Annotated in this window: 19 protein-coding genes; 17 read left to right on the top strand and 2 right to left on the bottom strand. The window is 68.6% G+C overall.

Annotated elements, in window-relative coordinates; all coding sequences use genetic code 11:
- The 8 genes from ACIGXP_RS37025 to ACIGXP_RS36990 all read left to right on the top strand — a co-directional run.
- Window positions 1-1,929: NHL repeat-containing protein (locus ACIGXP_RS37025; RefSeq protein ID WP_399775977.1), on the top strand; the 1,929-nt coding region annotated here is incomplete at its 5' end.
- Between the two features lie 342 nt (window positions 1,930-2,271).
- Entirely contained in the window at window positions 2,272-2,652 is a 381-nt protein-coding gene (locus ACIGXP_RS37020; RefSeq protein ID WP_399775975.1) for a hypothetical protein, read from the top strand.
- Window positions 2,556-2,888 (top strand): hypothetical protein, encoded by a 333-nt coding sequence (locus ACIGXP_RS37015; protein ID WP_399776031.1) that lies wholly within the window; start codon window positions 2,556-2,558, stop codon window positions 2,886-2,888. Before ACIGXP_RS37020 ends, ACIGXP_RS37015 begins: the two co-directional genes overlap by 97 nt.
- Window positions 2,889-3,119: 231 nt before the next feature.
- Window positions 3,120-4,472, top strand: a complete 1,353-nt coding sequence (locus ACIGXP_RS37010; RefSeq protein WP_399775974.1) for a hypothetical protein — start codon at window positions 3,120-3,122, stop codon at window positions 4,470-4,472.
- 166 nt (window positions 4,473-4,638) lie between these two features.
- A complete protein-coding gene (locus ACIGXP_RS37005; RefSeq protein ID WP_399775972.1) occupies window positions 4,639-5,286 on the top strand; it encodes a class I SAM-dependent methyltransferase in 648 nt (215 codons plus the stop codon).
- Between the two features lie 619 nt (window positions 5,287-5,905).
- The gene (locus ACIGXP_RS37000) at window positions 5,906-6,130 is read left to right on the top strand and encodes a hypothetical protein (RefSeq protein WP_399775970.1); all 225 of its coding nucleotides are present in this window, start codon (window positions 5,906-5,908) and stop codon (window positions 6,128-6,130) included.
- 322 nt (window positions 6,131-6,452) lie between these two features.
- Complete coding sequence (locus ACIGXP_RS36995; RefSeq protein WP_399775968.1) at window positions 6,453-6,659, top strand: hypothetical protein; 207 nt, start codon at window positions 6,453-6,455, stop codon at window positions 6,657-6,659.
- Entirely contained in the window at window positions 6,656-7,330 is a 675-nt protein-coding gene (locus ACIGXP_RS36990; protein ID WP_399775966.1) for a hypothetical protein, read from the top strand. The genes ACIGXP_RS36995 and ACIGXP_RS36990 overlap by 4 nt, the downstream gene beginning before the upstream one ends.
- Before the next feature lie 616 nt (window positions 7,331-7,946).
- On the opposite strand, the gene ACIGXP_RS36985 is transcribed toward ACIGXP_RS36990, so the two are convergent.
- Window positions 7,947-8,084 (bottom strand): hypothetical protein, encoded by a 138-nt coding sequence (locus ACIGXP_RS36985; protein WP_399775964.1) that lies wholly within the window; start codon window positions 8,082-8,084, stop codon window positions 7,947-7,949.
- Between ACIGXP_RS36985 and ACIGXP_RS36980 the strand changes: the two genes are divergently transcribed.
- From ACIGXP_RS36980 to ACIGXP_RS36950, 7 genes are all read left to right on the top strand, one after another.
- Window positions 8,068-8,280, top strand: coding sequence for a zinc-binding dehydrogenase (locus tag ACIGXP_RS36980; protein ID WP_399775962.1), 213 nt, complete (start codon window positions 8,068-8,070; stop codon window positions 8,278-8,280). The two genes, ACIGXP_RS36985 and ACIGXP_RS36980, sit on opposite strands and share 17 nt — an antisense overlap.
- A gap of 291 nt (window positions 8,281-8,571) precedes the next feature.
- Window positions 8,572-9,207, top strand: coding sequence for a hypothetical protein (locus ACIGXP_RS36975; RefSeq protein WP_399775960.1), 636 nt, complete (start codon window positions 8,572-8,574; stop codon window positions 9,205-9,207).
- 393 nt (window positions 9,208-9,600) lie between these two features.
- Entirely contained in the window at window positions 9,601-10,245 is a 645-nt protein-coding gene (locus ACIGXP_RS36970; protein WP_399775957.1) for a Mu transposase domain-containing protein, read from the top strand.
- Between the two features lie 237 nt (window positions 10,246-10,482).
- On the top strand, window positions 10,483-10,881 hold the full coding sequence (locus ACIGXP_RS36965; RefSeq protein ID WP_399775955.1) for an ATP-binding protein: 399 nt from the start codon (window positions 10,483-10,485) through the stop codon (window positions 10,879-10,881).
- Between the two features lie 1,140 nt (window positions 10,882-12,021).
- Window positions 12,022-12,456 carry a hypothetical protein gene (locus ACIGXP_RS36960; protein WP_399775953.1) on the top strand — a complete coding sequence of 145 codons (435 nt, stop codon included), beginning with the start codon at window positions 12,022-12,024 and terminating at the stop codon, window positions 12,454-12,456.
- A 464-nt stretch (window positions 12,457-12,920) separates the two neighbouring features.
- Complete coding sequence (locus ACIGXP_RS36955; protein WP_399775951.1) at window positions 12,921-13,499, top strand: hypothetical protein; 579 nt, start codon at window positions 12,921-12,923, stop codon at window positions 13,497-13,499.
- Between the two features lie 183 nt (window positions 13,500-13,682).
- A complete protein-coding gene (locus ACIGXP_RS36950) occupies window positions 13,683-14,675 on the top strand; it encodes a glycosyl hydrolase family 18 protein (RefSeq protein WP_399775949.1) in 993 nt (330 codons plus the stop codon).
- Window positions 14,676-15,591: 916 nt separating this feature from the next.
- On the opposite strand, the gene ACIGXP_RS36945 is transcribed toward ACIGXP_RS36950, so the two are convergent.
- On the bottom strand, window positions 15,592-19,185 hold the full coding sequence (locus ACIGXP_RS36945) for a hypothetical protein (protein ID WP_399775947.1): 3,594 nt from the start codon (window positions 19,183-19,185) through the stop codon (window positions 15,592-15,594).
- A 348-nt stretch (window positions 19,186-19,533) separates the two neighbouring features.
- Between ACIGXP_RS36945 and ACIGXP_RS36940 the strand changes: the two genes are divergently transcribed.
- Both ACIGXP_RS36940 and ACIGXP_RS36935 read left to right on the top strand, forming a co-directional pair.
- Entirely contained in the window at window positions 19,534-19,860 is a 327-nt protein-coding gene (locus ACIGXP_RS36940; RefSeq protein WP_363220338.1) for a hypothetical protein, read from the top strand.
- 968 nt (window positions 19,861-20,828) lie between these two features.
- On the top strand, window positions 20,829-21,191 hold the full coding sequence (locus ACIGXP_RS36935; RefSeq protein WP_399775945.1) for a hypothetical protein: 363 nt from the start codon (window positions 20,829-20,831) through the stop codon (window positions 21,189-21,191).
- Window positions 21,192-21,246: the final 55 nt, after the last annotated feature.

Below are 21,246 nucleotides of genomic sequence, written 5' to 3'. Positions count from 1 at the left end.
CGCAAGGTGACACCCAACGGCATCATCACCACCGTCGCAGGCAACGGCCAGGCCGGCTTCGTCTCCGACGGCGGCCCCGCCGTCGCCACCAAACTCAACGCGCCGATCGGCGTGGCAGTGGACAGGGAGGGAAACCTCTACATCGCCGATTACTCCAACCACCGGGTGCGCAAGGTGACACCCAACGGCATCATCACCACCGTCGCAGGCAACGGCCAGGCCGGCTTCGTCTCCGACGGCGGCCCCGCCGTCGCCACCAAACTCCACTACCCCTGGGGAGTGGCGGTGGACCAGGACGGCAACCTCTACATCGGCGACCGCTACAACCACCGGGTCCGTAAGGTGTCACCCCACGGCATCATCACCACCGTCGCAGGCAACGGCGTCGCCGGGTACGTCGCCGACGGCGGCCCCGCCGTCGCAACGTCTTTGCACTACCCCTCAGCCGTGGCGGTGGACGGGTCGGGGAACCTCTACATCGGCGACGGCCACAACCACCGTGTCCGCAAGGTGACGCCCAGCGGCATCATCACCACCTCCGCGGGTACCGGCGTCGCCGGGTATGTCGCCGACGGAGGACCGGCGGTGGGCGAACGGCTCTACTACCCCTACGGAGTGGCCGTTTCCCCCTCCGGCGACCTGTACATCGGTGACGGTGCGAACCACCGCGTGCGGAAGGTGTTCGCAGCGGCGACCGTGACCCCGCCGCCCCCTCCCATCGCCGACCTGTACGGCGAAGTCATCCTCCCGGTCACGGTCCCCCGTCGCCAGGAATTCGACCTGGGCGCCCGTGTCCACAACCGCGGCCCCGCCATCGCCGGCGGAGAACACATCACCGTGGTCCTCACCCTGGCCGACGGTCTGGAGAGCACCCAGGAAAACAACGGACGGCGCCTGACCCGCACCTTCCCCGGCGCCGAACTGATCCCCAACAAGGGCTCACTGGACGGCGTGTTCCGCGTCCGCGCCGCCGACACCACCAAACCGGGCACGTACGAGTCCACGCTGGAGATCCAGTACGGCGGCGACCTCAACCTCAAGGACAACAGCTTCACCCTGCCCGTCACCGTCGTCGTCCCCGAACCGATGGCAGACGAGCGCGCCCTGACCGTCTACCAGGAGAACATCCCCGAGGCCGCTCCCGGCCAGTCCGCCCGTGTCCTGCTGCGCTACGTCTCACCCGTCGGCCAGCCGGTGAACCCCGGCATCATCACCCAGCGCTTCACCGCCCCCACCGGCTTCACTTTCAGCGGCCGGCCCACCTACACCTACCCCGACACCGTCCAGGGCGCCATCACCGGCGACCTGCAGCACGAGATCTACGACTCCGGCCGCACCCTGATCATCCGCGACAACCCGCACCTGAACACCACCCACACCGACGCCGGCACCCTTATCTACAGCATCGGCCTGCGCGCCCAGCCTGACGCCACCGCCGGCCTCGCCAGCGACGGCTCGGCCAGCATCGGCCAGCGGCCCCCCGTGCAGATCCTGGCCAAGGTCACCGGCGCCGATGCCGGACACAGCGTCCGTATCGTCCAGACCCAGCTGGAGAAGGCGCGGGTGAAGCCCGGCCAGCAATGGGTCTACCCGGTCGTGCTCACCTTGACCAACACCGGGCGCACACGAATCGGCCCTGCGGACATCGTCCTCACCGCCCCCGAAGGCCTCTGGTTCACCGAGAACCGGGTGATGATGTCCCGCGAAGGGGCGACGTACGAGACCGAACTTGCCGGTCAACGCTCCAACGGCAACCGGACTCTGACCATCCGGGACGCCGCCCTCGACCTGGACCCCGGCAAGTGGGCTGTCGTCTACCCCGAAATGGAAGTCCAGGCCGACGCCGCGACCGGCGCCGTACGCGTCGGCATCCGCATCGGGGTCCCGCCCTTCGCCAGCGGAAACGCCACCGTCACCATCGAGGCATAACGCCGCGACCCAGCTCGGCGCGGGGCAACATCCACCCAAAAGAGGCCAGGCCCTCTCCCTGGACGGAGAGGGCCCGAGCCTCTGCGGTTCATACCGCGAAAGCCGCCCGAGGCGCCACCCCGAATCAGGCGTACCCGAGAGCGCCTCCCGGGTGGTGGCCCCCAGACCCTGCTGCCCCGGCCGCCGCCGCACCCCAGCGGTCACCTCCCGCACAGTGGCATCCCGTTCACACGCCGCGCCTCGGGCGCACAGCCCCAGCGCTGCCCCAAGAGCCAGGGCGCGCCCGCCCGCACCGGAACACCGGCCGGCGCCGCGCCCCGCACCACCACAGGAGGAACAACGATGACATCCAGCAAAGCCGTTGCCCCAGCGACCTACGCGAACGGCACAATGATCACGGCGGTGGGCAACGGTGAGGCGGGCTTCGTCGCGGACGGGGGCTCAGCGTCCGGGACCAAACTCAACCAACCACGGGGCCTGACGGTGGACAGGGAGGGGAATCTCCACATCGTCGACCGCTCCAACAATCGGGTGCGGAAGGTGACGCCCGACGGGATCATCACCACCGTCGCCGGCAACGGCCAGGCCGGCTTTGCCTCCGACGGCGGCCCCGGGCTTACCCCCTCGTGCTCACCCTCACCAGCACCGGACGCACCCGGATCGGTCCCCAGGACATCGTCCTCACCGCCCCCGAAGGCCTCTGGTTCACCGAGAACCGAGTGATGATGTCCCGGGAAGGGCACACCGACGAGACCGAACTGGCCGGCCAACGCTCCGACGGCAACCGCACCCTGACACTCCGAGGCGCCGCCCTCGACCTGGACCCGGGCAAGTGGGCCGTCGTCTACCCCGAGATGGAAGTCGAAACCGGCGCCCCGGCCGGCGCCGTACGCGTCGGCATCCGCATCGGCAACCCGGCCTTCGCGACTTGGCAAGCCACCGTCACCATCCAGGCATAACGCCGCAAAGACGCGATCCAGCGCGCCCAAGCACCACTCAAAAGAGCCATCCCCGCAGCGCCGACCGCCACCGTCACCGCGGTCGCCGACAACGGCCGGCACTCCGCAAGGCAGATGGGCCGCCGACGCCCGAGTCGATGACCCCGTCGCTCCAACGGTGCGGGCCTTCGTGAGGGCGACCCTCGCGCCGCACCGCCGACCCCCGCTCCCGGAAGGAATCAGAGAACACTCATGAACGCTCCTGCAACTCCCCAGGGCTGCGCACCGCTCGACCCTGAGGTCACCGGCATCCGGACCCTGGGCTACGCCAACCGCTTCGCCGTCTGGGACAGCGAGTTCCGCTACGACGGCCGCGTGCGTGTGCCCGTCGGGGTGAAGATCAAGGAGATCAAGTACTCCTACACCGGCAACGGGAAGGCCGAACTCGCCGCGACGGAGGTCAAGCGCGGCAGGGGCGGCATCGATCAGGAGTACGAGGTCATCGACCTCACCTTCCTCGACGACGCCGACCTGATCACCTTCACCCTGCGCGGCGACCTCGACGTCGACGCGGACCCCCGCCCCGCCTACAGCCGCAAGTATCAGATCCGCGTCGACGTCACCCTCGACAACGGCGACGTCCGCACGGCCACCCCGGAGATCGAGGTACTCGCCAGCGCCTGGCAGCGCAGCGACCCCGAGAAGGTCGGCCGGCCCTTCGTCCGGCTGCCCTACGACAACAACTGGGGCGGCACCCCCAACAGCCAGGCCGGATTCGGCTATGTCTCGGACAGCGGCCGTATCCCCGGGGACAAGTTCATCATCGACTTGGTCAACCTGCGCCAGGGCGAGAAGGGCGTGCCGAGCAGCAACAGCGACCACGTCTACTACCAGCTCGTCCACGAGGACGGAACGCCCTCGCATTACACCCCGACCCCCCAGCTGCAGAAGGCCGAGGGGCACAAGGACAGCGGCACCGGGCGCAAGGTCACCCTGCCCGCGATCGACCTGCGCCAGCTCGGTGACAAGCCGGGCTACTACCGTTTCCTGGTCTGGCCGCAGTCCGCCGACCCCGACGGCTCGCCCAGCAGCCTGCGCTGGGACGAGGCCAAGCTGGAGGACGCCTTCCAGCTCGGCAGCGTCTACTACCGGTACAAGGCGCCGGCCAGCATCGACACGGGACTGCGGGCCACCGTCAAGACCCACGCCCTGACGGCGACCGCGGGCCAGGAGCGCTGGCTCTATCCGGCCTTCGTCATCCGCAACACCGGCCAGCGCACCATCGGCACCATCAAGGTGGTCTTCACCGCCCCCGAGGGACTGCTGTTCATGGAGGACCGGGTCGCTTTCACCCGCTCGGAGGACGAGAGCCACGAACCCGTCGCCCTCGGAGTGCTCTCAGCCGACCGCCGCACCCTGACCTGCCCGGCCGTGCCGTTGGACCTGGTACCCAGCCGGCCCGGCAAGGACGCCTGGGTATCCATCTACCCGGCCATGGAAGTCGAGGCCACAGCACCGGCCGGACTTGCACTCGTCGGCATCCAGCTCGGCCAACCCGCCTTCGCCACCGCACAAAACCCCGTCACCATCACACGCAAGAACTGACCGGCCGAGGTGTCAAAAAGGGGGCGGCGCACTGGGGCGCCGCCCCCGTCCGGTCGACATCACGAGCGCCGCCGACAAGGCCGAAGGCCGCCCGCCCACACGTCACAGATCAGCAGACTGCAACACGGCTTCGCAGAGTCGCAGACCCGATCGCCAAGGAGTCCTGATGACCAAGAACGTCCAAACCTTGTTGCACAACACCTCTCCCTATGCAGGTTTCGACGGAAAAGGAATGTCCTACGACCCGCAAGGATGGGGGTCGGACCATCCGGTCTTCGCCCAGGAGATCGAACGACTCGCCCCTGGTCTGATCGTAGAGGTCGGCACGTGGAAGGGTGCGTCCGCCCTGCACATGGGCAAACTGGTGCAGCGTCTCGGAGTGGACTGCGAGATCGTCTGCGTCGACAGCTTCCTCGGCAGCATGGAGCACTGGATCACACAGCGGGGGAAGTCCGAGTTGAACCTGGAGTTCGGCCACCCGCAGCTCTACTACCAGTTCCTGTTCAACGTCCTGCACGACGGCCTGGAAGACGTCATCACCCCGTTTGCGTGCACGAGTACCCAAGCCGCAAAGATCCTGGCCCATTACAGCATCCGGTGCGATCTCGCCTACATCGACGCCGGACACGAGTACCCAGACGTTCTCACCGACATGGAGCACTACTGGCCGCTCGTCCGTGAAGGCGGGGTCATGATCGGCGACGACTTCAGCAACAACTGGCCGGGGGTGATGCGCGCGGCACGCGAGTTCAGCGACACGAACGGCTTGCCTTTGAGCATCTACGACTACAAGTGGGTGCTGCGCAAGGACTGACCAGCCGTCCATACCGCTGCCCGGCGCGAAACACGCAGGTTGGGCGTTGCCGACCGTGACGTTGCTGGATGCCTCGATGATGACTGGGCTGCCCACCTCGAAGAGCACGGGGTACACCCCGGAACGGCCTCCGGGGCGACTTCCAGTGCGGCGAAGATCACGGCCCAGGTGCCGGGGGCGAGTTCGAACGGCACGTTCGGCAGGGTCATGGTGCGTTGGTCCGGGCTTCGCTTGCCGGAGACGATGCGTTCGGCGGGCTCGTCCGCTTGGCGAATGAGGGCAGCGGTGTCCTCCAGGAAGCGCAGCCCGGGCGGGACGGTGATGGTGACGGGTTCGGGCTACGACAAGACCACCATCGTCTGTGGATCTCCGCCCACCTCCAGCGCGGCTCGGCATCGCAATGCCGGCCGGGCCGGGCATCAGCCGACGGGGTTCCCGCTCGGCGTCTCCGGACTGGTGCTCCGGTGGCCGGTGCGAGGGGCGGAGAACCGAACTGCGCGGGTCAAACCATAAGTCGAGCCATCACCCCAGGTAGTGAGCATCACCGTGGCAGTGGGGTGCGGCCACGGCGTCGAACGACGGCTCATCGGGTACCTCGTGAGCATCTCCGACCCCGACCGTGGCACTGCGCCCGGGCGAGCAGGTACAGGTCCATAGCGCCCATCGGGACGTCCTGGCCGCCTTCGACAACGGCACCACCGGCTGGCCCGAACGCACAATCGCCGTCGGCATCGCCACCCGCGCCGTCTTCGCCGCGGCCCTGCGCCCGGCCGGCACCAGGGCCGTCGCCGCCGCCCTGCTGCTGGCGAAGACGGGACCGTCCCGCACGCGGGTGTGGGGGTAGTGGATTTCGTCGTTGAGGACCGGGTGGACGCCGGCAGCGGTGCAGGTGTGGCAGACGGCGCTGGCGATCTGAGTCTGGGTCATGCGGGTGGTGCCGGGAATGCCGAGGTAGCGGGCGAATTCGGTGGCGAGGGTTTTGGCGGTGGCCGTCCAGAGTTAGCAGCCATCCCCCGCACCACCACCGGTGCCGAAGCAGCCGACCTGCTCAAAGACCTCACCAAACGCATCCAAGCGACCTTCGTCCACACCGGCATCGACGTCGCCGCCACAGCCCTGTTCCGCCCTCGACCTCACCGCACACCGCCCCGGCGCCCTCCCCCGCCATGCCACCCACCTACACCCAGCGCATCGCCGGCCGCGTCGGGAGCCTCGCCCGCCTCATCTGCCAGGCAGCCATCACCGCCATCTGCGATGGCACCGAACACATCACCAAAACCTCACTGGAATTCATCCAGCTCGACCACCTACGCCAAGGAGCACGGGCGCTCCCGCACCCGCCAACCGGCCGGACCGGCATGATGCAGCCGTGAACACGACCACGGAAACGTCGACCGGCAAGAACTTCGCCGCCCTCTGCGGCCGGGTGTGGGACATCCTGGTCCCCGCCCGCGCCGACTACCTGGCCGGAGTCTCAGACCACTACGACGAGGTCTTCCACGAGGTCGCGCAGCGAACCGAGAACGCCGGCAGCCTTGGCAAGACGGACATCGCAGCCCTCGTCGTCTGGAAACGCCTCTCCGCCCGAACTCGTTGGGTATCAGCGCTCATGTCCCTGCCCGACACCCACGTACGCTCGGTCACCGAACGGGCCGTCACCGCCGTCCGCGACACCGGCTTCACCCGCAGCCACGCCGCCCGCACAGGACGCGGCATCATCGCCGAGCTGCCCGGCTTCCGCACCGGCGACGCCCTCGCCTCAGCCATCCTGACCGCAGCGGCACCCGAACGGATGGCCGTCTACGACCGCCGCGTCCAACAGGCACTCGACACCGTCGGCCTCACCCTCACCCCCACACCGGGACGCTACGGCCGCTACATGCAACTCCTCGACGACCTCCTCAAGCATGGCGCAGCACGGGCCGACGGCTGGACCGCACGCGACATCGACACCGCCCTGTACTGGACCGGCGCCAACCCGCCCCCACCAGCCAGCGCCGACCCGGCCGCGCAGCAAACCGCTGACCAGCACACTGGTGGGTGAGCGGGAGGACCTTCGCCTGGTGCCACGGCCCCGAAGGCTGCGTATGGGCTGCGAACGGCGGACCGGTATCCACGAAGCGTTCCTCGAACTGGCCTGCTGCCTCATCCCCCACCCACGGCACGCGGATCTCGGCGGGGCCCGCGGATCGTCGGCCAGGTCCTCGCGGTCGCGTTCGAGGTGCTGCTGCAGCCGGGCTGCCTCGAACGCGGCCGCGGGCCCGGTGACGGCGGGCCGGCAGCACGCCTGCAGACCGAGTGGCGGCTGGCCTTCGCCCAGTCGACCGGCTGACGGGGCGCGGCCACACCCGGTGCGGGGACGCGCAGACGGCGGTGGGATGGGGCAACAGGGGGTACTCACACGAGCCTCGCCATCATCACCGGAAAGGTGACGGAAAGCTCGGGTCGCCGCGCGCCGGGCGCGTGTGACGGCGCGCTCCGACTGGCCATGCCAGGGTGGCAGTTGGCCACCGCGTGATCGCTCTCAGGCTTGGGGACGGCTGGCTGTGTCCTGGCTCCTGAGGGGTGCTCATGGTGCGCCGGCTCTCTGGGGCTCGTCTGCCTCACCAATTCGACAAGACAGCGCACCGGAATTGTGCGGCGGGCACGCCGCCGGCTCGTCAGCCCGCCGCTTGCTGGAGGCCGTCAAGGATGAGGTGCAGTCCGAATTCGAACTCGTCGCCGTAGGCGTACCCGGGACGCATGACATGAGCGGTCGCGATCTCGGACAGGTAGGCACAGATGCTGTCCCCGTTCACCGGCCAGCACCTGGGCACCTTCATCGCCTCCGAGCACGCCGATGGGCTGCGCGAGCTGACCGCTCTCATCGACGCGGGCACGCTCAGCCCTGTAGTAGGCCGCGTCTACCCGCTCACCGAGACTGCCGCAGCCGTCCGACACCCCCTCGACGGCCGCGTCACAGGCAAGTTGGCACTCACCCTGCACGGCAAGTGACACCCTGCCCGCCGATCAACGCCGTGGACCGGCACCGACAACCTGCCATCCCTCAGCAGCACGGGCATCCACAACTGGCAGACTCACTGCCCAACTGAAGGGCCCCGGCCGCGCTTCCATGATGGCTACGCTCGGCAGTGGACCCGGTCGGAGCCACCACTCTGAGGCTTCACGGAAGCGCGGCCAGACTCTTGGCCAATCGAGCCTCAAGCGGGCAGCCTGTCTATCGCCTCATCCAGGTGCTGATGCATGCGATGGTGCAGCGGTCCTGGACTCAGCAGGAAGGACCACATGGCAAGCGCCGATCTGACAGCAGTGGTGGTAGCCGCCGTCGGTGTAGCCGGCACCATGGGCGCCCCGCTGCTCAGCCAGTGGTCCCGGCGCCGCGAATTGGCGGAGGAAGGTGCGCGAGCAGAGCGCCAACGCCAGCAAGACCGCGACGAGAGCAACTTGCAGCGCAAGCGGGACCTGTACGCGGCACTCAACTCATCCGCCCGCGCCTACCGGACGGCCGCCTACGACTACATCCTGGCTCTCAAGCGCGGCGAGAACGCAGACGGCTCGGCCCTGGAGTCTGCACGTGGCTCCTACCGGGATCAGTACGCACAAGCCCAGATGGTGCTACCCGGCCGCACCTTACAGGTCGCCTCCGAAGTCAACCACTGCCTGAGCCTCGGCTACAAGCTGGTGAAACAGCTTCCGAACCCCGCTGACAGCCAGGACATATGGAGGCAGACGGAAACATGGTTCGCCACTCCCCTTGCGGAGGCAGTCTGGCTGCTACGGCATGCCCTTCGCGAGGACCTCGGCGTCCTTGATGAGTTCCCTGACCTGCCGGAGCGCGTACAGCAGTTAAGAGCCACCCGGAAACATCTTACCCGCCAGACGGAGGAGCGGCAGGACCCACCCCAGTCGGGCCAGGCCTGACCAACCGGCTCGTCAGCACCCATGGCCTCCACCCCCAGACCGGGATCGGCCCGGCCATCGAACACTCAACCGGCCATCTGAGGGATCCTGGCCGCAAGCCCATGAGGGGCTCCTTTGTCCTGCTCAGCGGGACAAGCGGACCAGGATCCTCCCACGGGTCCCGGCTGGGGATACCGGAGGTCGGCGACGGGCAGCGCAGGCCGGATGGTGGTGGCGTCCGCCTGCCGGGCCAGGGCCCTGGCGTAGTCCTGCTCGTGACGTGGCAGGGCCCGCAGGGCGAGGCGCGGCGTCAGGCTGATCACCTGAGGCGTGCAACGCCACTAGGTGGTAGGCAGGTGCGGGCGGTAGCGGTCGGCCAGGCGTAGGGCCCACGCGGCCGACAGGAACGTCTCCGTGAACGAGATCGAGCCTGGCGAGGAAGCCCAGATCGACTACAGGCCCCTGTGGCAGTGGACCAACTTGCACATACTCGTCCGTCCGGTCCTGCACCTGGACCAGCACGCGTGGACCGAGGCACACGTCGCGGCCTTCCGCTACTTCGACGGCGTCCCGCGCCGACTGGTGCCCGACAACCTGAAGACCGGCGTCGACAAGACTGACCTCTACGACCCGAAAATCAACAGGGCGTATGCCGAACTCGCCGCTCATTTCGGCGCGTTGGCAAATCCGGCGAGAGGCTCGAAGCCGAAGTACAATCCAGGGTGTGGCGGCCCATGCCCTATGTCCGGGACTCATTCTGGCGCGGGCGGGAGTTCACCTCGATCCAGAACATGCAGGCTGAGGCCGTCACCTGGAGCCAGCAGGTGGCCGGACGCCGGAAGTGCCGGCCGCCGGGCGGGGCGGCCCGATGGCCGTGTGCGGTGTCGTCGAGGCCACCGCGCTGCTGCCGCTTCCGCCCACCCCGTTCGCCCTGCCCGCTGGTCGACGGCCACCGTCGGCCCGGACATCCACATCAAGGTCGGCCGCATCCTCCACTCCGTGCCCTGGAAAGTGATCGGCCGCAAGGTCGACGTCCGACCCACCGCGGCCATGGTGTAAGTCTTGCTCAGCGGCGCCCTGGCCACCACCAATGCGGCGCTTGAGCAGGGGAAACGCACCGACATGAGTAACTATCCTCCGGAGGAGATCGCCTTCGAGAGGAAGACGCCCGTCTGGTGGCGAGCCTGGCGCTTTGCCGGGCGGTAGGCGACCTGCCGCCCGCCAAGGTCCACGCTCCGTTGAATACCCGGCAACAAGACACTTCTCAAACACTCTCCAGGCGGCTCGACTTCTCCAGTGCGCGAAGTTCGAGCAGCAGATCACCCTGGAGGAGTTCGACATCACCGCCTCCTCGAAGCTCTCCCCCCCAGATCCGCGGCCTCGGAGGACTGCGTTGGCTCCACGCCGGCGAGCACGAAATTCTGTTCGGCCCGGCCGGGGGGCGGCAAGACACATACCGTCCAGGCGCTCAGCCACCTCGCCATCCGGCAGGGCGCCCATGTCCGCTTCGCCAAGACGAGCCCGATCCTCGCCGAACTCGCCGGCGACCACGCGGACCGCACCCGGGAGAGGCGGATCCAAGAGTTGGTACGGCCCGACGTGCTCATTTTCGACGACTTCGCCGTGCGTCAGCTCTCCGCTGCCCACGCCGACGACCTCTACGAACTCGTCAGTGAGCGCCAGGGCCACTCCTGATCGTCACCAGCAATCGGGCGCCCAACGACTGCTATCCCCTCTTCCCCCGACCTCCTCGTCGCCGAGTCCCTCCTCGACCGGCTCATCAGCACCAGCCACCAACTCTCAGCCCCAGGGAAATACGCGTCCACCGTCACAGTTGATGACGGGGCTGATGAGCAGGTATCGGGAGCCGACCGGCGCTACCGGCCCGTACCGACCGACGGCTTCAGATGCCGAGAGGGAGGCCGAGGGGAGAGCCCACAAGCGTGCTGACGGGCCGTTCGAGAAGACCGTCGGTGATGTCGTCGGGGCCCGGCGCTTGGGCGGCCATGGCGGGCACGATCGCTCCGAGGGAAAGCAGTGCACTCACTGCTGCAACGGCCACGATGCGACGGACAGACAGCACGGTGATTCCCTCTCGGTAGGCAGAGACGCTGGACGTAGGGACGGGCAAGAAACCTCCCACCCGCCGGGCCCATGCACGCTTCACGTCACTCGTTCAAGCGACAGCCACCCCCGCCCACCGCCGATTGACATAGGCATTCAGGCGCCCCCTGACCGAGGCTTCGTAGGCGGCCACGCCCCCTCGACAACGAGACTCAGGTGCTCGGGTGCGAGCCCGTGGCCCGGCGCCGGAGCCACGGCGCGGCGGCCGCCCGGCTCCAGCGAGGGTGGGAGGAGCCCGACCGCGCAGAGCCAAAGTACCCCGGCCGCCGGCCGGAGTCCTTGTCGGCGCCGTCGCGGCACGGCCAGAGCTGGCGCTCAGCCAAGCCCCGCACGCGGCAGCAAGGCTCGGTCCTCACCCGGGTGCTCATGTCTTCCCGGTGGAATGCCCCGAAGTCGTCGGCGTTCAGGAGGCAGGACGACGTCTGGCAAGGCCTGGTACTCGGCCAGCGCGACCTCCTGGAGGCGATCGGCATCACGCCGCTGACCCCGGAGCCGGAGGAGCCGCCAAGGAGCCCAAGACGGTCCATGCGGCCCTCGAGCGGGGCATTGCAGCCCTCGCCCAGCACAGGCCCCCGAGGGCTCTGTCAGGTCCACATGAGTCACTTACTGTGGGCTGACGCCCAGGGAGCAGGAGAAGCGGGAGCGGATGCGCCCGGCGGTTGAGCGGTTCGCTCGTGGCGCGAAGACCAAGCCGTCGCGAAGGATCTGCGAGTGACGTCGCGGTCGGTGCGGCACTGGCGGCGGGCATGGGAACAGGACGGTGCGGACGCGTTGCGCCGTGCAGTGGGCGCTGGAGCGCGACGAGGAGGCAATCGCGGTGTGGAGGGCCGAGGTGTGGCCGCAGGTAAAAGGACCGCGGCCCACCTGGGCGCCCTCATCTGCTTCGAGGACGAAAGCGGCCAGGGGCTGAGGCCGTCACGGGGGCGCACCTGGGCCCCGCGGGGGCAGCGGCCGCTGGTGCGGGTGCGCGGTCGTAGCCAGGGACGGGTCAACATCACGGGCGTGGTCTGCTGGTACCGCGCCGGACACCGGTCCGTCCCGCTACTTCTTCACGCTGCACATCTGGCACGGGCGCCCAGGCGGGCCGAAGGCGTTCTCCTGGCGCCAGTACCGCGATCTGATCGTCATGCTTCTAGGGCGAATTGACCGCTCACTCGGACCCTCCTTGCCGGTCACCCCCCACGGTCACGCCGGAACGGTCTGAAGCCATCGGTTTATCTGCGCCTTAAGCAGCATGTAATGAAGCCTTAGAAACGCAAATTCCATACCGGTCAATGGTGTTACCGACAGTAATATGTTGTACAACAGTACGGCGGTTTCCGGCAGCCAACCCGTTTCATCCTGACCGGTCCGTCGAGAGGACTCGCATGCCGATAAGACATGGCCCACGAAGAATCCCCTAGCCAGAGCCGACCGGCGAATCCCTGGTGGCATTCGGCACACCGCCGTATCCACCTGTCCGCCGGTGCCATCACCGCCTTCGGGGAGCACCTTGCGGTGGCCCCGGAATCTCTCAGCGCGTGCTCCGGCTTCCGGGTGCCCTGCTGGGTCGCCCACCGAACCGGTCCGCCCGCTGACGTCCGCATTCCCCATCGGAGAAGAAAGACACCATGCGCTCACATCTGAAGTTACCAGTCGCCGTCACAGCGGTGACACTCGCCACAGCCCTCGCTGCCCCTGTTGCCTCAGCACACACCGTCTCCGCCGTCGTCCAGCGTTCCGGGAATCACGAAAAGCGGCCGACCGACAGCCAGAGCGTCAACGTCCATGTGACGTCCTACGGCTACAACGACAACGACGACGGCAATGGCAACTACGGCACCGCGCAGATCGCCTATCCCCAGATACACAACGAGGCGACCGAAGACCTGGGCACCTACGACCACCCCGCCACCTTCGCCACCGACCCCGACGAATTCGCGCCCGGCACCCGCATATATGTCCCGTACCTCCAGAAGTACTTCATCATGGAGGACGGCTGTGCGGAGTGCAGTTCGGACTGGAAAAACGGCGTGTACCACGTCGATCTGTGGATGGGCCCCGCCAGCACGCAGCCGGAGCCAGCCCTCGGCAACTGCGAAGGTTCGGTCACCCAGGACTCCGGCATCACCGTCAATCCTGACCCCGGCCTGCCGGTCGACACCACCCCGATGTTCTCCGACGGACAGTGCACGGTCGTCCACCACTGAGCCGTCCCTGAGCGGCCCGGCTCGTCGGCCTTCGGTCGCCGCCGGCGGCCGACGAACCTACATGGCCTCGCATCCACACACCGGGTCAGGCACACCCGTGCCGGAGCACGCCGCCCCTCCCAGGCCCAAGCCTGCGCGGACGGCGATCCCATTCCTGTCGATTCCCAGTCCGACAAGGCAACCATGAACACTCGCATCCCCAAACCCGCACTCGCCGCGCTTCTGCCGCTCACCGCCACCGCCATGCTGATCGGTAACGGACAGCCGGCGAACGCCGCGGCGGCGACGTCGACGTGGCCCGCGCACTTCGCGGCCCCCTACCTCCAGATCGGCGCCGGCACAGCCGGTGACATGGCCGACGACATGGCCACCACCGGTCTGAAGCACTACACGCTCGCATTCCTCATCCCCCAGGACGGCTGCACGGCCAAATGGGAATTCAACGGTGACCCCGTCGGCGCCTTCAGTTCGGAAATCAACGCGCTCAAGGACAACGGTGGGGACGTCATCATCTCCTTCGGCGGAGCCGCCGGCGGCGAACTCGCTCAGACCTGCACCTCCGTTTCCGACCTGACCGCCGCCTACGCCAACATCGTCAACACCTACGGCGTCACCCGGCTCGACTTCGACATCGAAGGCGCGACCCTCGACGACACCGCAGCCAACACCCGCCGCAACCAGGCACTCGCCGCGCTTCAGGCACAGAACCCCTCTGTCCAGGTGGGCTACACGCTCGCGGTCGCCCCCGACGGCCTGCCCTCCGCACAGACCCAACTCCTTCAGGACGCCAAGAACAACGGGGTCAACGTCAGCACCGTCAACCTCATGACCATGGACTTCGGCGACGGACACAACGCCCTCGCCGACGCCGAATCGGCCGCACAGGCAACCGCCCAGCAGCTCGCCGATATCTACGGCGTTTCCACCTCGCAGGCGTATCAGATGATGGGCCTGACGCCGATCGCCGGCAAGAACGACGACGACGAAAACTTCTCCCAGGCCGACGCGGCCGCGCTGGAGAACTTCGCCGCCTCCAACGGAGTCCAGGAACTGTCCTTCTGGGAGGTCGACGGGTACGACAAACCCACCGGCTACGCCTACTCCAACATCTTCAACCAGATCAGCACCGCCCAGGCGCACAACGCGAGCGCACGGACACCACGCACGGCACACTGATACCGCCTCAGCGAGGAGGAGAAGTCTTTCGAGACCCCCTGAGCCGGCGCGATGCGCCGGCGCAGGGGGTCGGCGGTGCATCCCTGCTGAGGTCAGATGACGAAAGGGCCCGACGGTCGGGCCCTCTTGCCTTCTCCCCGCGAGGAAGCCGGCCGGTCGCCTTCAGGCGCACCCGCTCCCGCTTCTCCTTCTCCCCTAACTCCGCATGCTGCGCGAAGGTCGTCCCGCACAGCGACTTCGTCGAGTCTTGCCGCCTCCTGGCCTTGCTCCGGGCACTCCCGCTCGGCTGCCGTCTGCTGCTGGGGCGCGCAGTCGGGATGTCCCCAGCCGCCCGTCACCCTTGTGACGACCTCGCCCTTGCCTCATCCGTGTAGCGGGCCGGGCAGGTGCCCGGGTACGTGGCCCGCACCGAGCCGCGCGGTAGCAGCACTGCCTTCTTGGCCGCCGTCTTCTTCGGGGTTCGGCTTCCCGCCGACCGCCTTCTTCTTCGCCGTCCGCACCCGCTTGATCGCTTCGCGCTGCGCCTTGTCAGGCCGCATCTTCGGCTGCTGCCCGCGTGCCGCCTCGGCATCCTTCCATGCCGGGGTCTGTCCCCGCGCGGACCGTAGAGGCGACTCCTGACGGCCGTCACGCGCCACGCACACCGGCAACCGGTAACAGCGGCGCGCCGGGGCACACCAGTGCGCGCATGGCGCGACGAGTTGTGCGGGTGCACCGCACTGAGTCGGCGTCAGATTGAAACCGCAGGCCGCAGGTCATAGGGAAGCAACAGCAGGCCTGGCGCTGGTCCGACCAAGCCAAGGCGATAGCCGCCAAGCGCGCCGACGACCCCCACACGTGGTCGTCGGCGAGGGGCCCTGGACTTCATGGCTCACCCGATCCGGGCAGTCCTTAATCTCCTGACCGAAGAGCAGGCTCATCGTGTACAGGTGGTTGTTCGTTGCTGGTCGGGCAGGTACGCCGCGCGTTCCTGCGTGGTCAGGTCGCGGGCGACGGCGCGGCAGATGGCGCTGATGGCCGCGGTGGGGGCGGGAAGAGCCAGGTGCCACTGCCGTATCGACCGGTCGGCGCTGCCGGTGGTCAGGGTGCGTTCGTCCGGGCTGAACGCGATGGCGAGCACGGTGCCTTTGTGCCCGGAGAGTGTGGCGAGTGTGCTGCCGGTGTCGGCATTCCACAGCCGTACGGTGCCATCATCGCTGCCGATGGCCAGGGTGCGCCCGTCAGGGCTGAAGGCAACGGCTCCCGCCTGACCGGTGTATCCGGGCAGGCTTCCGCGGCTGTGGCCGGTGCGGGTGTCCCAGAGCCGTACCGTGCGGTCTTTGAGACCGCCGGTGGCCAGGATGCGGCCGTCCGGACTGAAGACCACGGCGGTCACTTCACTGGCGTGCCTGAGCGGGCTGCCGAGGCTGTGGCCGGTGCCCGTATCCCATAGGTGCACGGCGCCGTCGGTGCTGCCGGTGGCGAGGATGCGGCCGTCCGGACTGAACGCCATCGAGGTGATGACGCACGTTGATGTGAGGGGCAGGTGTCTGCTCAGGTGGCCGTCGGCGGCGTTCCACAGCTGCACGCCGGCGTTCGGGCCGGCCGTGGCCAGGGTGTGTCCGTCGGGGCTGAAGGCCATCGAGTGGACCGGGGTGGTGTCTGCCACGTTTTTCAGCAGGCGGCCCCTGTCTGTGTCCCACACTTCAGCCCCGAGGCTCAAGCTGTTCGAGGTGGCCAGGGAATGACCGGCTGGGCTGAAAGCGATTGAGTCGGCTTCCTTGGTGTGCCCGGCCAGTCGCACCCGGCGGTGGCCCGAGGTCAGGTCCCACACCTGCACTGGCTGCACACCGAAGCCGGCCGTGGCCAGTGAGTGCCCGTCCGGGCTGAACACCATGGAGTCCGTTGTCGTGGGAAGACCGGTGAGGATGGGACGGGACTGGCCGGCTGTCATGTCCCACAGCCGCGCGCTACCGCCATCGTCGCCGCTGGCCAGGGTGTGACCGTCCGGGCTGAACGCCAACGCGCGCACGCCGTGGACGTGCCCCGGCAGCCTCCTTTGCCGGCCGCCGGTGCCGGTGTCCCACAACCGTATGACGCCGTCATGACTGCCGGTGGCCAGGGTGCGCCCGTCCGGGCTGAACGCCACCGCGGAAGCGCTCGATCCGGCTTCGGTGACCGCAACATGGGAGTCTTCGGCCAGGCTCCCTCGCTGCTGACCGGTGTGGGTGTCCCAGAGCCGCACGGGGCCGTGGTCGCCGGCCGTGGCCAGGGTGCGCCCGTCCGGGCCGAAGGCCAGTGCGCGCACGCCGCGGGCGTGTGCGGCCACGCTTCTTCGGAGATGTCCGGTGCGGGTGTCCCAAAGCCGCACGGTGCCGTCGTCGCGGGCGGTGGCCAGGCTGTGGCCGTCGGGGCTGAACGCCAGCGAGGCGACGCCCGATGCGGCCTCGGGGCCCGCGGATTCGGCGTTCACGGCCAGGTTCCCCTGCAGGCGGCCGGTGCGTGTGTCCCACAGGCGCAGAGTGCGGTCGTCGCCCGCAGTGGCCAGCATGCGCCCGTCCGGGCTGAAAGCGGCGGCGACCGTATCGGCCGCTCGCTCACCAAGACCTCTGCGTAGGCGGCCGGTGCGCGTGTCCCACAGGCGCAGAGTGCGGTCGTCGCCCGCAGTGGCCAGGGTGCGCCCGTCCGGGCTGAACGCCACCGCGAGCACCGACCCGGTGAATTCGGCGAGCCTGTGTCGCAGCGGCAGGGCGAAGGCGGCGTAGAGGCTGTCCTCGGCCTGGGTTGTGGCGTTGGTGCGGTAGGCCTGGACGGCCAGCAGCGCAGCAAGATCGGGATCGGTGCTGATGAGGGCAGCGGACTGAGCCGCGAGCTGCCGGGACAGTGCCACCCGGCGAGCGGCCTCTGCATTGCGCCGCTGATGCTCGCTGGTCCGGCTCTGCTGCCACGCGAGCAGGCCGGCAGTGACGGCGACGGTCAGGAGGACAGACAGGGTCGCGGTGAGCATCCGCAGGCGGCGGGTGGTACGTGCGGAGGCCCGCTGCTCCTGCTCGCGCATGGTGAGGCTGGCGGTGAGGAAGGCGCGTTCGAGGCTGGTGAGGTCTGCGGTCGGCCCGGAGCCGAAGTGGTCCTGGGCGGTGGCCAGGCGGGTGCCGCGGTACAGCGCCCCCGGGTCGCGGTCCAGGTCCGCCCAGGCGCGTGCCGCTTCGGTCAGCGTGCGGTGTACGCGCAGGTGTTCGCGATCTTGATCGATCCAGCGGCGCAGCCGTGGCCAGGCGGTCAGCAGGGCCTCGTGGGCGAGGTCGACGGTGTCGTCATCCGCGGTGAGCAGCCGGGCACGGGTGAGGGCTTGCAGGACCTTTGCGGTCTCTTGGCCGCCGACGTCCTGCAGCTCCGCGCGGCTGACAGGGCACCGGGTGTCGGGGGTGCCGTCTCCGGGGATGACCAGGCGGAGCAGCATGCGGCGTGCCGCACTTTTCTGGCCTTCGGTGAAGCGGCCGTAGACCTCGTCGGCGGTCTTGGCGATAGCGCCGGCGAGGCCGCCGGCTGCTTCGTAGCCGGTCATGGTGAGTGTGCTGCCGCGGCGTCGGCGCCAGATTTCCAGCAGCACGTGCGACAGCAGTGGCAGTCCGCCCGGGGCGTCGGTGACTTCCTCGATCAGCCGGGCGGTCAGCGCCCGTTCCACCGTCAGGCCGCTCGCGGTGGCGGGTTTGACGATTGCTTCGCGCAGTTCTTCCGGGCTCATGGGGCCGACGAGCAGGTGGCCGTCGCGCAGCGCGTCGGCAAGGTCGCGTTGTTCGGCGCAGTGGTTGTAGAAGTCGGCCCGGACGGCGATGACGACCCGTAATCGGCTCCCGGGCCGGCGGGCAGCCAGCAGCAGGTCGATGAACCGGGCACGCTCGGTGGGGCTCTGGCAGAGGGTGAAGACTTCCTCGAACTGGTCGACCACCACGAACGTGTCCGCTTCGGTGTCACTGGTGCCCTGTGGGGCATCCGCGGGACCCAACACGCGGGCGTGGGTGCGGGCCGGGTGCTCACCTGGCGTGAGAATGCGGATCGCTGCCGGGCGTAGCCCTGCTTCCTGGGTGCGCCGGAGGCTAGGGATCAGTCCGGCGCGCAGCAGGGAGGACTTGCCGCTGCCGGAGGGACCGAACAGGGCCACGAACCGCTGGCGGCGTAGCAGGTCCAGCAGGTCGCCGGTGAGCTGGTCGCGGCCGAAGAACCGGCCGTGGTCCCCGGTGTCGAACCGCGCCAACCCCTTGTAGGGCGGCTCCGCACCCTGCTCGCCATCCGCAGGCTCCGAGGCGGCGACCTCGTCCACAGCCTGCTTCCACCGGGCCTCCCACTCCGACAGGTTGCCCCCACAGGCTCGGGCGTAGGCCAGGACCACCGGGAGCGTCGGCAACCGCTCACCGCCGGCCGCCTGCGACAAAGTCGTGATGGAGTACCCGGCCCGTTCCGCCAGCACCCGGTAGGCGATCGCGCCCGCCTCGGTGCGCAGTTTGCGTAGCTCGAACGCGAAACGCTGCACCGGACCGGCTTCCGGATCAATCGGTACCTCAGGACGCCCCGCCACACGCTCTCCTGTACGTCGCCCCGCGCCAGGTCAGCACCACGCTAGGCACCCGCACCACCCCGCGGAAGGATCGAGCCTGGCCATTGTTTGGTCACCTGAGGAGGCCTGCCGAACAATGCGCCGGCTGCTGAACTCGGTGCTGCGCCCCGCAAAGGCCACGCCCAGCGAGGGACTGCCGGAGGGGCACGGGTCCGGTTCACGGAGAGCAGGCTCGACATCCGGCACACCGGAACTACTCGCGGAGGCCCATGCGCAGCCGCCCCCCGGACTGAAACCACCACCACCAGGAAGCGAAGGAGATCCATGCGTATTCGCTACGCCCTGTCGATCGCTGTCGTCGGCGCTGCACTTGCCGTCGGCCCTGTCGCCACAGCCGCCCAAGCGGAAAGCGGCTCGATCAGCAGCATGCCGTCCTACTGCAAGCCCGGTTCAGACGTGAATTACTTTGGGGCGCACTGCGCCACCCAGCGGCTGTATCACGTGAAGGCGTACTGCGACCACACCGACGGCCGGAGCAAGGTGCTCAGGGGGAACGATGCCAGCAACGACGGATGGTCCACCATCCACTGCAACACCCTGGGCTCCGGATGGCGTTACCGCCAGGGCAGCGGGATCGTGCTCATCGGGTAGGCGACGACTCCAGTAGGGCTGCGCGGCCCATCCGCGTCGGTGCCTTCATGGGTGTCGGCGCACTCGGACACACGTAGGTGAGCGCACTGATCCGAGACCAGCGTCACCGAACCGGTGGGTAGAACACTCAGGTCGCTATGGGCGCTTCCCGCAGCAGCGATGTGCAGGAAGCGCCCGAGGCGGTGGCCGGAACGTGAGCCGGCCTCACATCGCCTGAACCACTCGTTCCGCAGGATGCCCAGCGAGGGTCGCGTGCTTTGCGCCTCACGTCCAACGCCGGCAACACCGCCAGGAAGGAAGCAGAGCCGCCACCTGGCCGGCGCCGGCACCCCGGCGCCGGCGTCGATACCGGTGACGACGGCACGGCAGTGGTGAAGCGCAGCCGGAGGGGGACCTGAGCCGCAGCCCGCGTACGTGATCCGACGGCCGGTCATGATTCCGCGTGGCTGACACCCTTGGGCCACACCCAAGAGACGGTCTTGTTGCTGATGCCGATCCCGATGATCGGCGCGGCGTGTGGGGCCTTGGCCACGAGCTCGCGCTGTAGCGGCGGGGGTCGGTCTGCTCCGCGATCTCCAGCGGCTTTGCGAGCGCCTCGTGCAGCCTCCTCCGGGCCCCACTGACCCGCCGCGGTCAGCCCAGTGACACGGTCGTGCTCCCAAAAGCCGCTCGAACTGCTGAATGGACCCGGCTCGACCGACGACGCCCAGGTCCCAGCCCGGCCCAGGCGCGGGCACCTGGTTGGTGCACTCCACGATCCATCGGTCCAGGGTGTCCTCGTCGGCGGAAGGAGACGCAGCCCAGTTCGTGCTGCCATTCCCGTCCGCGCCGTCGCAGCCCTCGTCGACGGAACTCCTCGGGCATGGGGGTGTTGGCCGCCTGGAGCAGCCGAGAGTGAGTACGTCCACGTGCTTGGTTGAGTAGAGCGCCTCATGAAGTGCACGCGGGCTGCCGACGATCATCGGCTCATGAATCCTCAGACCTATGCGAGGCTCTACGGCCCGTGGAAGCCGACCCCGTCGGCTTCAGCCCGTCCAGGGGTCACGTTGCTGACGGTTCTGCTCGGCGCTGCCACGGTCCTGTCGATGGCATGGCTGACTTTCCTGGCAGGCATGGTCGCACTGTGGGGTGCGGCGGAAGGGGCGGCTGTCGGTGGCTTTCTCGCGGAGTACGCGGCGGGCGTGGCCGGCGGTGCCACACTGCTCGCCGCGCTCGCCTGTGTGCCCGGGGTGCGTCGCATGACGCCGGCCGGACGTCGGCTGCTGCTGACTGCGGTGGCGTGCCCTGTCCCACTCGTTCTGGCTGTCGTGACCTGGTTGGGCGTTGGCTGACCACCTCTCCTGCCTCGCATCCAACCGTTCACGGGGCGGATCACCGCAACGCCCG

Source organism: Streptomyces sp. NPDC053069, from assembly GCF_044546895.1.
GTDB lineage: Bacteria > Actinomycetota > Actinomycetes > Streptomycetales > Streptomycetaceae > Streptomyces.
Note: the sequence above shows the minus strand (reverse complement) of the source record. Positions and strands in the feature narration are given on the sequence as shown.

Bases quoted from the DNA above. Each gene is read 5' to 3' on its own strand.
- ACIGXP_RS36940 (WP_363220338.1), top strand. From the start codon at position 19,534: ATGCGTATTCGCTACGCCCTGTCGATCGCTGTCGTCGGCGCTGCACTT.
- ACIGXP_RS36955 (WP_399775951.1), top strand. From the start codon at position 12,921: ATGCGCTCACATCTGAAGTTACCAGTCGCCGTCACAGCGGTGACACTC.
- ACIGXP_RS37020 (WP_399775975.1), top strand. From the start codon at position 2,272: ATGACATCCAGCAAAGCCGTTGCCCCAGCGACCTACGCGAACGGCACA.
- ACIGXP_RS36980 (WP_399775962.1), top strand. From the start codon at position 8,068: ATGCTGTCCCCGTTCACCGGCCAGCACCTGGGCACCTTCATCGCCTCC.
- ACIGXP_RS36975 (WP_399775960.1), top strand. From the start codon at position 8,572: ATGGCAAGCGCCGATCTGACAGCAGTGGTGGTAGCCGCCGTCGGTGTA.
- ACIGXP_RS36950 (WP_399775949.1), top strand. From the start codon at position 13,683: ATGAACACTCGCATCCCCAAACCCGCACTCGCCGCGCTTCTGCCGCTC.
- ACIGXP_RS37010 (WP_399775974.1), top strand. From the start codon at position 3,120: ATGAACGCTCCTGCAACTCCCCAGGGCTGCGCACCGCTCGACCCTGAG.
- ACIGXP_RS37005 (WP_399775972.1), top strand. From the start codon at position 4,639: ATGACCAAGAACGTCCAAACCTTGTTGCACAACACCTCTCCCTATGCA.
- ACIGXP_RS36935 (WP_399775945.1), top strand. From the start codon at position 20,829: ATGAATCCTCAGACCTATGCGAGGCTCTACGGCCCGTGGAAGCCGACC.
- ACIGXP_RS36995 (WP_399775968.1), top strand. From the start codon at position 6,453: ATGCCACCCACCTACACCCAGCGCATCGCCGGCCGCGTCGGGAGCCTC.